Source organism: Clostridium aceticum, from assembly GCF_001042715.1.
GTDB lineage: Bacteria > Bacillota > Clostridia > Peptostreptococcales > Natronincolaceae > Andreesenella > Andreesenella acetica.
This window is the reverse complement of sequence record NZ_CP009687.1, coordinates 1,041,244-1,053,837: the sequence shown is the minus strand read 5'-3', so window position 1 is coordinate 1,053,837 and position 12,594 is coordinate 1,041,244. Positions and strand designations below refer to the sequence as shown.

Below are 12,594 nucleotides of genomic sequence, written 5' to 3'. Positions count from 1 at the left end.
ATGATTACAACTAGATAAGTCACTTTATATACCTATAGCTTCTTTTTTCTGTTGTTTTTATAATTCTTCTAATAATTTTTCAAGTTCTTCTTTGTTAAAATAATGTTTTTCATTACAAAAGTGGCAAACTAACTCTGCGCTCTCATCTTCTTCAATAATTTCGGTTAAATCTTTTCTACCGATACTTATTAAAGCTCTCTCAAATCTACTTTTATTACAATCACAAACAAAGTCCACTTCATATCTTTCCACGACTTCTGGGGATAAATCTCCTAAAACATGGTAAAGAATGTCCTCCTCCTTCATCCCTTGATCCATTAGCACTGTGATTGGATCAAGAGAGAGAAGTTTTTCTTCCAATTTCTCTAATACTTCTTCTTCTATATTGGGCAGTACTTGTATGATAAAACCACCGGCTGCCTTTACAGTATAGTCTCTTTCTACCAAAACGCCTAATGCTATCGCAGAAGGCTGCTGCTCTGAGTGTAGAAAATAAGAGGCAAAATCCTCTGCTATTTCTCCCGATACTAAAGCAGAAGTTCCTATATAAGGGTCCTTTAGACCTAAATCTTTAATAACGGTGATGTCACCATTTGCCCCTACAGCCTTTCCTACATCTAACTTTCCAGGCTTTATATAGCTACTCTCCACCTGTGGATTAGCTACATATCCTTTTACATTACCTTGACTGTTTCCTACTACTACAATACTTCCTAATTCTCCACCACCATTAATTTTTACAGTAAGTTGATGATTTTCACTTTTTAACATTAAACCCATCATAGAGGCAGCTGTCATTGTCCGTCCAAGGGCAGCGATAGCTACTGAAGATGTTTCATGAATTTGTCTGGCTTTTTCCACCATACTAGTTGTGTTAGCAATAAAAGCTCTAATACTATTATTGGCAGCAGTAGCACGAATAACACAGTTTTTCATAGTTCCACCTCTTTCTTTATTATCTTATGTACACTACTTAGTATGCCATGTTTTTGTTTATTCACTAGTCCTACAGAAAAAATTTATACATGAAAAAAAACAAGTTGGCATGCCAACCTGTTTCAAATTCATGGTAAATTCTTATATATTTAATCCCTGAGGATTTGACTACAAGATTAACCTACATATTTCTAATATTATCCTCTACTTACGTTTGTAGCTTGAGGTCCTTTGTCACCTTGAACAATTTCAAATTGAACTGTTTGACCTTCTTCTAATGTTTTGAATCCATCCATTGTAATTGCTGAAAAGTGTACGAATACATCGTCACCGTTTTCTCTTGAAATAAATCCATAACCTTTTTCAGCGTTAAACCACTTTACTGTACCTTTTTCCATTTAAAAATTCCTCCTAAAACTTAATTTAAATTAAACAAAGACACTATGTATCCCCATTCATTATTAGTTTAACATAGGCAAATATTGATGTCAACTTTTTTTTCGTGTATACATTTCGCCTACCCTCTGATTTTACTATTCTTCAGCTACTTTTTTCAATTGTTTTTTTCGTACTGTCATAAGACCACCAATTCTTCCTGTCTCCTTGGCAGTTAAACCTCCCCAACCCAACTTTTTCACTTTGTCTATGAGACCTAACTCTTCAGCAATCTCATACTTCATCATTAAGTCAGGGGTAAACTCTTTTTCTGGTTGATTTTTCGTCATACAAATCCCTCCCTATTTTTTATTATGGTATAAAAATGGAAGAAATATACAACCTTCTCTATCCAAGGCCAATAATTTCTCTGATTTGTATGATAGCAATTAATAAAAACAAAGGTAGTACTAATAGTAAAGGGATAAAATCCCCTAAGGACACAGAGTGTATTGTCTTTTCATATTTTTCGTCTTCTTCTTGTAAGTTATTCCTCTCTAGAAGATTTTTTTGTTTTTCTCTATCTTTTTTTATTATTTTTATTAAACGAAAAGCAAGATAACTAGTGATTATAGCTATCATACCAAAAACCAGCACATTGATCAGCAAAGCCAACGTTGTGGAGATTTCAGGTGCTGCTTCTTGGCTTTCCTCTAAGAAGCCAGCAAACTTATTAAGAACATATCCTAAAGTAACAGCAAAACCATTATTAACAATATGTCCAATCATTCCTGCGTAGATAGAATTTGTTAAAATAATTAGATAGGAAAATACTAATCCTAATACGATAGGCCCAAGCAAATTGTATAGGTTAAAATGAAATATTCCAAATAAAATGGAGGAAATAATAATAGCTTTTTTTGTTCCCAAGTTTTCATAACCCGGAAGTATAAATCCTCTAAAAAACACTTCTTCACAAATCCCCGCTGAAACAGAAATGATAAACATTAAGACAATGTATTCTGTTGGATTCGTAGCTGTAGGCAATTCTGGTATGTTTAGGTTTCCCAGCATGCTCATTAGAGCCATAAAAAGGGCATTAGCAAAAACAGCCGCAGGGTACATAAATAGCGTTATGAATACTACTAAAATACTATGTTTTATACTAATTTTGTTAAAGCGCATTGTTTTTTTTATAGGAATCTTCTTCATTTTTAAGTAGATGATAGGAGGCAGTAATATCAAGAGATATTGTGTTATAATTAACCCCCATTTTAGACTTAAACTTTGAAAATAAAACCCCAGAGTAAAGAAAAGAATAGCCCCAATTAAGTATAAAATATTGGCATCTACTAATCTTAATCGTTTCTCTTCTAACATGCAGCACCTCCTTATTATATTTATATTTCATTGGCCTTAACTTAAACCTTAATTTATTGTAATGCACCACGATATTTTAGCAAATTAACATAAACTTGCAATCCATAACCCAGAACTTTTTCATCAAAATTAAATTTTCCATTATGCAGAGGATAAGTAAAACCTTTTTCTTGGTTTTTAGTGCCTAGAAAAAAGAAAAGTCCTGGAATTTCTCTTTGATAGAAGGAAAAATCCTCTGCTAGCATAATAGGGTCTATGATTTCTATATCATCTATACCACACTTTTCTTGAGCTTCAATAAAAGTTTCTGTTAGATGAGGATCATTATATACTGCTGGATACATATCCCTAATTATCATGTCAATCTGACATCCATAATTGATCTCAAGCCCCTTTTTAAAGTCCATCATTCTTTTCTTAATTAAATCATAGGTTTCTTGACTAAAGGTCCGTATGGTTCCTTCCAGCACGGCTTCTTCAGCTATGATATTGCGTTTTTCTCCTGCCTCTGCTCTTCCTATAGTAATCACAGCGGGTTCAATAGGGTTGATATTACGGCTTATAATAGTTTGCATACCTAGCACCATTTCACTGGAAACAACAATACTATCTACACCTACATGGGGCATAGCACCATGAGCACTTTGTCCTTTGATAAAAATATCAAATTCTCCATTCTGTGACATCATTGCTCCAGGTCGAAGTCCCAATTGGCCTTCCTGCAATCCTGGAAAAAGATGCAGACCATATATTTCTTCAACACCATACTTTTTTAAAAAACCTCCCTCTAAAATAGGCAGTGCTCCACCGGGACCTTCTTCTGCTGGTTGAAATAATAAAACGATATTATCCTTTAGCTTTTCTTTGTTTTCCACTAGAGTTTTTGCAAGACCTAAAAGAATGGCTGTATGACCATCATGTCCACATGCATGCATTTTTCCGGTGTGTAGTGATTGATACTCTAACTGATTTTGTTCCTGCATCCCTAAAGCGTCTATATCAGCACGAAAACAATAGGTTTTTTTAGGGTCTTTACCCTGAAAGTAAGCTATGATACCTGTTTCTAAGACATTTTCCTCATACTTTATATCTAACTGTTGTAAATAGGTTTTGATATATTGAGAAGTCTTTTCCTCTTCCAAACCCAATTCAGGAATTTTATGTAAATCTCTCCGAAGTTTCTTTAGTTCTTCCAGTAAGTTTTTGATTTCTATAGATAATTCCAAGTTTCTTCCTCCCCTAATTTTTTTGTCTATTCTATTTTATAGTTTTTCTCTCTTTAAAACAACTTATTTCATTGGTTGTATGTTATATTTTGCTATTTAAAGTTTTATAACACACTTTTTTAATTTTTTCATAGTATATTAAAGACAGTTATTTTTTATTGAAAATACTAATATATATAAGTTGTAGTAAATATCTTACACTTAAGTTGTAAAAATTTTATTGCAACTTATGTACATAATAATACTACAGCTTATCAATAGGGTAAGTTAGTATGCGAATGTTGGTGTTGAAGGAAAGTAGGCAATCCAAGAAAGGAATGATTACAAATGAGTAGTAAGGTTGAAAAGCTAAAAAATTCTTTTGACTTAACAGAGGCACAAGCAATTGCAAAATTTATAAAAGAATCAAAAAAATCTACGCCAGTTAAGGTTTTTGTTCAAGGGAAACTTCAACCCGCTATATCAAAAGAAGTGAAGGTTTTTGGACAAGAAAATTTTTGGATTCTAATTGGAGAGTACGAAGAAATAGCTGAACTCTTAGATAAAAACAAGAAAAATATTGAGGACTATTACTTAGAGAATGACCGAAGAAACTCCGCTATTCCCCTGATGGAAATTCTTCATCTTCCAGCAAGAATTGAACCTGGTGCCTTAATAAGAGAAGGGGTGGAACTAGGTAAAGATGCAGTGATCATGATGGGGGCCGTCATAAATATTGGTGCTAAAATCGGTGAGAACACTATGATCGATATGAACTGTGTCATCGGTGCAAGAGGCTTGATTGGTAAGAACGTTCATGTGGGGGCGGGAACAGTAATTGCAGGAGTTTTAGAACCTCCTAGTAAAGACCCTGTTATTATAGAGGATGAAGTTTTTATAGGAGCTAACGCTGTGGTGTTGGAAGGTGTAAGAGTAGGCAAGGGAGCTGTGGTTGCCGCTGGTTCTGTTGTAACAAAGGATGTGCCTCCTAATACGGTAGTTGCTGGAACACCAGCAAGAATTATTAAGGCAAAAGACGCAAAAACTACTGACAAGATTAAATTGCTAGAAGATTTGCGAGGATAAAAAAAGTGTCTCAAAAATGAGGCACTTTTTTAGCGGTCTTCTTCCGTGACAATAAATACATAAGGAATATTACGGTAGTAGTCTCCATAGTTCAGTCCGTAACCTACCACAAATTTGTCTGGAATGGTGAACCCTACATAATCTGGCACCAATTCAACCTTTCTTCTCTCAGGTTTGTCCAACAATACACAGCTCTTAATACTGGCAGGGTTTTTCTTATTTAAATGCTCCATAACATGTTTCATCGTTAAAGCAGAGTCTGTAATGTCATCCACTACTAAAACATCATAGCTAGTTAAGTCTTCTGTTATATCTGATACAATTTCTACTGAACCACTGCTTTCTAAATCATGACCATAACTAGAGGTGGTTATAAAATTTATTTTAACTGGAACACTTATTTCTCTCACCAAATCTGCTGCAAAAATAAAACTTCCCTTCAATAGAGAAATTACATACAGTTTTTTATCCTTATAATCAACAGACAACTGTTGCCCTAACTCTTTTAATCTTTTTTTTATGTCTCCTTCTGAGCAAAGGATTTCCCATGCTTTCTTATCTATGTCCATTGGTTCCCCTCCATTGTTTTACTCTATAATATCATTCAATATTCTAATGTAAACAACTCCTTATGTCAAACTATTTATTAGGACAATGGTTAATATATAAATGAATATTTTATTTATTCCCCTGTTATACCATAATTATTTATAAGGCTTGTTTTGTATAGTCAATAAAATTTCTTTCATTTCTTTTAATAAAACAATAATTTTGTTAAGTGAATATTGTATAGATATTAAAATGATCAACAGAATAGCTGCAGCCACAATATAATTCCCATAGTTTGGCATTTTATTCCCCCTTCATTTTAAGATTGGTAAGAACAACGATGAACCCATTTAAGTAAACTTATTAATTCTTATGTTGTTCTTAATTATAACATAATTTCTGACATGCTCCCACCCTCTATGCTCATACTTAGAGGAGCTTATTTGAAAAGTAATGATTGCTATGTTGCATTTCTAAATATACAATATAATTAGCGATTCTTGGTAATTGGCGTTTTAAAATACCATCGGAATAAGGGTGATTATGTATGATGAATTTTTTAGTAAACAAATGTAGTCAAAAAACCGCTGTTGTATATTTGCTAATTAGTGCTTTTTTACTGAGTCTAGGTGGTGTATTTATCAAATCCATACATCTGCATCCCTTTGCTCTTGCTGGCTTTAGGAGCAGTATTGCTGCTATATTTGTATGGTTTATGATTGAAAAACCTAAATTTACTTGGTCCAAGACTCAAGTTCTAGGGGGATTGGCTTATGCAGGGATGATGCTCTCCTTTGTAACTGCCTGTAAATGGACTACTGCTGCAAACGCTATATTATTGCAATACACTGCCCCTATTTATGTAGCTTTGTTTGGTTTCATGTTTCTAAAGGAAAAGACTACACGTTTGGACTGGATTACAGTTTTTTGCGTTTTTAGTGGTATGACTTTGTTTTTTGTCGGCGACCTACAACCCCAAAATATTATAGGAAATCTATTAGCTATTGTCAGTGGAATGAGTCTTGCTGCTATGGTGCTATTATTACGAAAACAGAAGGATGAATCCCCCTTTGAATCTCTACTGATAGGAAACATTTTCACTGCAATCATTGCACTTCCGTTTATGCTACGCTCCACCCTTGTTGTTACAGATTTTGCTGGTCTATTGTTTTTAGGCGTTTTTCAACTAGGGCTATCTTATCTGTTATATGCTGCCGCTACTAAACAGGTTACTGCCATGGAGACTGTACTTATCACTGTCATTGAACCAATCATGAATCCTGTCTGGGTTTTATTATTGATTGGAGAAACCCCTGGAAAATGGGCCTTTGTAGGTGGTGCAGTTGTACTTATCGCTGTCACTATGAGATGCATTTTAACCACGCTTCATTTGCAAAAAAATAAATTTACCGCTTCATCCTAATATGAAAAACTACCGTCTTCACTTTGCAAACGGTAGTTTTTATATTATCAAAATGTTTTACCAAAATATTCTTTTTCCATATTTGTCCAAAATCTTTATCAAAGGATATCCTAACCCATAACATGCTATTAATTGTCCTAGTCCAACCCATCCCATAATTGCCAATAAAGGCATTTGGTCTGGTGTCCCTAAGAAAATATAATACAACATGGCTCCTATGATCACTGCATTGACTAAAACAGGCGGTAGAGGCACTAAAGCTCTTTTAGGAATCTTATAGGAAAGATATGCAGCTACTAAAGTAGCCAAACCTCCAAGGATAATATCCAGTATTCCATAAGGGCCAATAATATTAGATACAATTACACCTATCGTTAATCCAGGAATAGCTGCTGGTGTAAAAAAAGGTAGTATTGTCAATGCCTCAGCTACCCTAACTTGCACCATTCCATAGGCAAAAGGTTTAAAAGCTTCCACCAACACCACATAGATAGCTGCAATCATAGCAGCTTGGGTTAAAAACCTAGTTTTTTTCATTTGTTTACCTCCAAATCCGTAGTTTTGTTTATGGTCAGGATGGTTACGAACTGACCCCCAGCAAAGTTTGCTACTTTATACTATAAGAATCTTAAGGATTGAAAGCTCAAGACTCATAAATCCAATTAAATCATATACTGTCCTATTTTGTCAATAAGAGACGACTATTTTAACCTTTCTGCATATTTTTGTAACATTCTCCACACTTCTTCTCTTGTAGCAGGATCTTTTGGTCTAGAACCATCGCTTATGCCATTATCCATTATCCAGGTTCTCGCTAATCTAGCCCATTCTGGTGATTCTTGATTTTCTTCTACTTTTTCAATATACTCTATATATGGACATTTTAACCAATGGGTCCATCCTGCTGAGTCTGTGCCACTAAGAGATGATTGTATCACTCCTTGTCTGGTACCTCTTGCTTCTATTACTTTTCCCTCACTGATATACACACCTATATGCCCATCTTTCCAGACACAAATCCCTGGAATATCTGGCATAGTCCTTATGTCTCCCTTTTCTGTAGCCCGATTGTACATCATATTGGCACTAATATCTGTCGCTGCATCGTACTTAATATTTCCATCATTCCACCAAAGGTAAGATTTTATAAGCCCCGTACAATCAGCAGTCCTTTTTCCCATCCAATTTTGTCTTATGAACTCTTGGAAACTTCCTACATTCGTTGGGTATTGTAATATTTTTTGCTGCAACAAATTCTCAGTCAGTACCTGACCAAAAGTTCCCCACACATAGCCCCATTTTTCCTCCAAAGTTTTTTTACAGTGTTCTATCAAACCATAGTTATCCATTTTAATCCCTCCTCTATATCTTAAATATGCACAAGCTCTCTTAATTGTTCCTTAAGATAGGTACTTTTTTAAGACTACCGTAGCTATTTATGTTATAATCTGATTAGAGAAAAATATGTTAAGAAAACATTTCATAAATATATTATTTTTTGTATACTTGTTGTTATAATAATAAAATGTATTTTACTTAATATTTAGGAGGAACAAAAATGTATCCTATACAAATCATTACCGATAGTACAAGTGATCTCTCTTTAGAAATTCTCCAAGAAAAAGGAATTGCTATGGTGCCTTTATATGTTATTTTTGGAGAAAAAGATGCTTATAGGGATAGCATAGAAATTTCAACAGAGGATTTATATAAAAAAGTCGATGAAACGGGAGAGCTGCCTAAAACCTCTGCTCCTACACCAGTTGATTTTCACAATGTCTTTAAACCCTATATTGATGAAGGTAAAAGCATTGTATATATTGGTCTATCCTCTCAATTATCCGCTACCATACAAAATGCTAAAATAGCTGCTTCAGAGTTTCCTGAAGGATCCATTGAAATTGTGGATTCCCTAAATTTATCAGCTGGTATAGGATTGTTAGTCTTAAAAGCGGTGGATTATGTTAGAGAAGGTTTGACTCACCAAGAAATTGCAGCTAAAACAAGAGAAATGATTTCAAAAATGCGAACTTACTTTGCCATTGATACATTACAATACTTGCAAAAAGGCGGTAGGTGCTCATCTATTCAAAGTTTTATTGGAAACATGCTAAAGATCAGACCCATTCTTAAAGTAGTAGAGGGAAAAATTCTTCTTGATCAGAAGACAAGGGGTAAAAGAGAAAAAACCCTAAATACATTGTTGCAGCAAGTCTTAAAGGATTCAGATCAGATAGATACGGATAGAATGATTATCATTCATTCCCTTGCTCCTGAGGATTTATTGTACTTAAAAGAAGAACTTCTAAAAGTATTAGAAGTTAAAGAATTAATAGCCCTAGAGGCTGGATGTGTCGTCTCCAGCCACTGTGGACCAAAAACCGTGGGTATTATGTACAATGTTAAATAATGCTTCATTGTGAGCCGTGAATGTTTTTTATCACATTATTATCATCTAAAACAATTTCTTCACCATAGGCTGCCTTAGAAAACAATTTTTCTGCTTCTTCTAACGTCAGTCCTTTTATCATCATTTTTTTAGGATCTGCTTCTCCTATACCTTCTTTGTATAGTTGGTAAATATACTGCACAGCTTGAGGTAAAAAACCTAAGAGCCTAGCCCCGATAGCATCTGCAGCTACTGGATCTGTAGCTGCTATCACTAATCCTTCTGTATTTACTGCTTTGCCATTAGAAGGGCCTGTTCCTATCATGGTTTTATCTAGACTTACAATAGCTAAGTCTATAGGTACTTTTTTGGATATCGCTGCTATAAATCCATGCAAATCTTCATGAATACCTAACTTTTTTTTAGGAAACCCGTGAACTTCCGCAGGCGGCCATCCTAGTGCAATATTTTTAATGGAAGCACTTACAGTGGCTTCTTCATGCTGCTTTAACTGTGTAAAGCTTATAAGTACATCTGTTTCCTGCAGTAACTTATTAATTTTTGTACTTTTAATAATATTATGTTCTAATACTAGTTCTGTATAAGGGCCATAATTCAAATCGATAAATTCTACATTTTCCTGTTGAATAATCTTATCATAGCCCACTTCTTGAAATACCTTTAATGTATCATCTCCACCAGAACCTGTAGCTACAACAACACTTGCAGGATTTTTAGCTTTTATATATTGAATGAGTTTTTGTAAAGTTTGAGGTCCTACAACAGTAGCTGTGTAGGGGGGTTTTGATTTTACCCAATTAGGAGTAATCACTACCCGATCTCCTGGCTTGATGATTTCATCTATGGGTAATAGGTCTATAGCCTCTACTATAGACAACTGTTCCAGCTGATTATGGGTTATGCCGACAATGGGTTCCTGCACTCTTCTATTTCTCATTTTTTCCTCCAACTAGCTTTTTATTATATTTGTTCCCACTAGATAGTATCTTATGCATATAACAAACCCTCAACATACGAATAAAAACCCACCAGCTAAACTAGTAGGTTTTTATTTTATGTATTACAATTTCGACAGCCATTTCATCAGCACTGGCCTATGTATATCTACCGCCTTAACAGGACACAACTCTTGGCAACAAAAGCACCTTATACATTCATCTAGTCTTACCCTCGGTTTATTACTTACCATATCAATCACTTTTGGTGGACAACTTTCAGCACAATCACTACAACCCACACAATCATCATGCATGAAAACTGGTTTTGGCTGCAACATATTGTTCAGTATATCTCTTAAAAATTTTGGTAGTTTGCCTTCCAGCAAGTCTAAGCTCCTTATTTCAGGCACAACAAAATCTGTAAGAAGAAAACTGTCAACTTTTTCACCTTTTAAATCAATATCTTCAAAGTTTCCTTTACATAATCCTCTTTCTATAGCTCTCTGAATCGTTGGAACCTTTGCAGGTGTTAGTCCTATCAGCGATGTTGCTACAACATCCAAATGATATGGGCTTGTTGAAGCAAGCACCGCCCCTATCTCCCTTGGATCTCCTGCACTAGGTCCAGCACCCTCCATCCCAACAATACCATCCATAAAGGATAAGATAGGATTAGCAGCTAAACATATGTCCACAAGAGCATTAGAAAAATCTTCATTATTAGGCATTCTTACATGATATTCTGCCTTTTCAAGCCCCGCAACGATCCCAAACATATTTTTAACAGCACCGGTAAACATCATCATCCCATGGGTTTTAAGCTTTGAAACTGATATCACTTTGTCTACTTCCTGTAAGACTTCAATGGCAGTAATTCGTTTTAAGATTAATCCATTTTGATTTTGTATATCTATCGTATTCGTATTAAAGTTTAGTTTTGCTCCTACCTCTGCCGCTGCTGCTTCAATACCGCAAGCTTTATAAACGCCTCTAAGCAGTGAACTATTAAAGGGGCCCCCTGGACTATCACCAATAATTACCTCTGCCCCATATTCTATTAATACCTGTGCTAATGCCTTTGTAAATACTGGATGGGTTGTAGTGGCATCTTCAGGGTTTTTTTTCATCAATAAATTTAGCTTTAATAGAACTTTGTCTCCTCTATTAATAAATTTACCTATACCGCCTAAATGATCAAATGATTTTTCTATAGATTCTTTAATAAGTTTATCATCATATTCTCTACACTGAATGAGAGAAACTATTTTCTTCTCCAAATAAACCCTGCCTCCTAGTGATCCTTCTCTCCTAAAACCAGCTTGTAAATTCCCCTAGCTACACCACTGTCATCGTTGCTATCGGTGATATAATCTGCCTGTTGTTTTACATAGACTTCTCCATTGCCCATAGCCACAAAGGTTTTGACATAATCCTTCATAGAGAGATCGTTATAATTATCTCCAAAGGCTATGATTTCATCTCCATGAATATCTAAAATTTTTCCTAATGCCTCGATGGCTTTTCCTTTGGATACACCCCGATTCATTACCTCTATATTATCATACCATGACTTATTTACTTCTACAGAATCAATTTTACTAATAATGTTTTTGATATTTTCCAAGTTTTTAGGATCATCATCCATAATAGATATTTTCAATACCTTTATGTCCTTTACCTTTAAATATGAAGCTGCATCTTCTAGTTGAAGAATCTTAATCTGATCCTCTTCTTTTTGTTTTTTGTTCCAATTATGATACTTTAAAGCACTATGGCTTAAAGTTTCCACATAAAAATTTTCTTCATCATAAAATTGAAAATATAGATTGTGTTCTTTGCATAGCTCAATCACCTTCAATACATCCTCTGTTTTGATAGGATTAGAATAAATACCTTCTTCTCCTAATGGTTCTTTTATAAAGGCACCATTACACGCAATGATGGGAGTAGCAAGCCCTAAGAGTTTTGCATAAAATCCTGCTGAAGTATAGATTCTGCCAGTAGCAATAGCTATCTTTACACCACATTTCATAGCTTCTCTTAATGCTCTTTTATTTTCTTCACTTATTTCGTGCTTACTATTTAATAAAGTTCCATCCATATCTAACACAGCTAGCTTATATTTCATTCCATCCCTCCTTTTATAACATTTTTTCTCACTGATTTCAAAGGTATTCTTCCTCTTCCCCACTTGCTTGTCAATAGTACCATAGCCTCATTAGCCTTTAAAACTTGCATAAAACCTTGCTTTTCAATTGACAAAATATTAACAGTATCTTATAATGGAAATAA

Annotated in this window: 16 protein-coding genes; 3 read left to right on the top strand and 13 right to left on the bottom strand. The window is 34.6% G+C overall.

The window, feature by feature from the left end; genetic code table 11:
- Nucleotides 1–57: 57 nt before the first annotated feature.
- The 5 genes from hslO to CACET_RS04800 form a co-directional block, all read right to left on the bottom strand.
- Nucleotides 58–936, bottom strand: a complete 879-nt coding sequence (gene hslO, locus CACET_RS04820) for an Hsp33 family molecular chaperone HslO (RefSeq protein ID WP_044823378.1) — start codon at nt 934–936, stop codon at nt 58–60.
- A 197-nt stretch (nt 937–1,133) separates the two neighbouring features.
- The gene (locus CACET_RS04815; protein WP_044823379.1) at nt 1,134–1,334 is read right to left on the bottom strand and encodes a cold-shock protein; all 201 of its coding nucleotides are present in this window, start codon (nt 1,332–1,334) and stop codon (nt 1,134–1,136) included.
- A gap of 135 nt (nt 1,335–1,469) precedes the next feature.
- Nucleotides 1,470–1,661: an alpha/beta-type small acid-soluble spore protein gene (locus tag CACET_RS04810; protein ID WP_044823380.1), complete on the bottom strand. Its 192-nt coding sequence runs from the start codon at nt 1,659–1,661 to the stop codon at nt 1,470–1,472.
- A 58-nt stretch (nt 1,662–1,719) separates the two neighbouring features.
- A complete protein-coding gene (locus tag CACET_RS04805) occupies nt 1,720–2,691 on the bottom strand; it encodes a type II CAAX endopeptidase family protein (RefSeq protein ID WP_044823381.1) in 972 nt (323 codons plus the stop codon).
- A gap of 53 nt (nt 2,692–2,744) precedes the next feature.
- The gene (locus CACET_RS04800; protein WP_052661222.1) at nt 2,745–3,917 is read right to left on the bottom strand and encodes a M20 metallopeptidase family protein; all 1,173 of its coding nucleotides are present in this window, start codon (nt 3,915–3,917) and stop codon (nt 2,745–2,747) included.
- Nucleotides 3,918–4,244: 327 nt separating this feature from the next.
- On the opposite strand from CACET_RS04800, the gene dapD reads away from it, so the two are divergent.
- On the top strand, nt 4,245–4,982 hold the full coding sequence (gene dapD, locus CACET_RS04795; RefSeq protein WP_044823382.1) for a 2,3,4,5-tetrahydropyridine-2,6-dicarboxylate N-acetyltransferase: 738 nt from the start codon (nt 4,245–4,247) through the stop codon (nt 4,980–4,982).
- A 29-nt stretch (nt 4,983–5,011) separates the two neighbouring features.
- On the opposite strand, the gene hpt is transcribed toward dapD, so the two are convergent.
- Both hpt and CACET_RS20675 read right to left on the bottom strand, forming a co-directional pair.
- Nucleotides 5,012–5,551, bottom strand: a complete 540-nt coding sequence (gene hpt, locus CACET_RS04790; RefSeq protein ID WP_044823383.1) for a hypoxanthine phosphoribosyltransferase — start codon at nt 5,549–5,551, stop codon at nt 5,012–5,014.
- Nucleotides 5,552–5,686: 135 nt separating this feature from the next.
- Nucleotides 5,687–5,833 carry a hypothetical protein gene (locus CACET_RS20675; protein WP_169747281.1) on the bottom strand — a complete coding sequence of 49 codons (147 nt, stop codon included), beginning with the start codon at nt 5,831–5,833 and terminating at the stop codon, nt 5,687–5,689.
- A gap of 245 nt (nt 5,834–6,078) precedes the next feature.
- Here CACET_RS20675 and CACET_RS04785 point away from each other — a divergent pair, with 245 nt between their 5' ends.
- A complete protein-coding gene (locus tag CACET_RS04785) occupies nt 6,079–6,954 on the top strand; it encodes a DMT family transporter (protein ID WP_052661223.1) in 876 nt (291 codons plus the stop codon).
- A 57-nt stretch (nt 6,955–7,011) separates the two neighbouring features.
- Here CACET_RS04785 and CACET_RS04780 read toward each other — a convergent pair whose 3' ends face one another.
- Together CACET_RS04780 and CACET_RS04775 are read right to left on the bottom strand one after the other, a co-directional pair.
- Complete coding sequence (locus tag CACET_RS04780) at nt 7,012–7,491, bottom strand: QueT transporter family protein (RefSeq protein WP_044823384.1); 480 nt, start codon at nt 7,489–7,491, stop codon at nt 7,012–7,014.
- Nucleotides 7,492–7,655: 164 nt separating this feature from the next.
- On the bottom strand, nt 7,656–8,303 hold the full coding sequence (locus tag CACET_RS04775; RefSeq protein ID WP_052661224.1) for an NlpC/P60 family protein: 648 nt from the start codon (nt 8,301–8,303) through the stop codon (nt 7,656–7,658).
- A 209-nt stretch (nt 8,304–8,512) separates the two neighbouring features.
- On the opposite strand from CACET_RS04775, the gene CACET_RS04770 reads away from it, so the two are divergent.
- Nucleotides 8,513–9,364, top strand: coding sequence for a DegV family protein (locus tag CACET_RS04770; RefSeq protein WP_044823385.1), 852 nt, complete (start codon nt 8,513–8,515; stop codon nt 9,362–9,364).
- Nucleotides 9,365–9,368: 4 nt separating this feature from the next.
- Here CACET_RS04770 and CACET_RS04765 read toward each other — a convergent pair whose 3' ends face one another.
- From CACET_RS04765 to CACET_RS20365, 4 genes are all read right to left on the bottom strand, one after another.
- Nucleotides 9,369–10,301 (bottom strand): DUF362 domain-containing protein, encoded by a 933-nt coding sequence (locus CACET_RS04765; RefSeq protein WP_044823386.1) that lies wholly within the window; start codon nt 10,299–10,301, stop codon nt 9,369–9,371.
- Between the two features lie 123 nt (nt 10,302–10,424).
- Complete coding sequence (locus CACET_RS04760) at nt 10,425–11,579, bottom strand: DUF362 domain-containing protein (RefSeq protein WP_044823387.1); 1,155 nt, start codon at nt 11,577–11,579, stop codon at nt 10,425–10,427.
- A gap of 14 nt (nt 11,580–11,593) precedes the next feature.
- Complete coding sequence (locus CACET_RS04755) at nt 11,594–12,430, bottom strand: Cof-type HAD-IIB family hydrolase (protein WP_044823388.1); 837 nt, start codon at nt 12,428–12,430, stop codon at nt 11,594–11,596.
- Nucleotides 12,427–12,564: a hypothetical protein gene (locus CACET_RS20365; protein ID WP_158385971.1), complete on the bottom strand. Its 138-nt coding sequence runs from the start codon at nt 12,562–12,564 to the stop codon at nt 12,427–12,429. Before CACET_RS20365 ends, CACET_RS04755 begins: the two co-directional genes overlap by 4 nt.
- Nucleotides 12,565–12,594 lie beyond the last annotated feature (30 nt).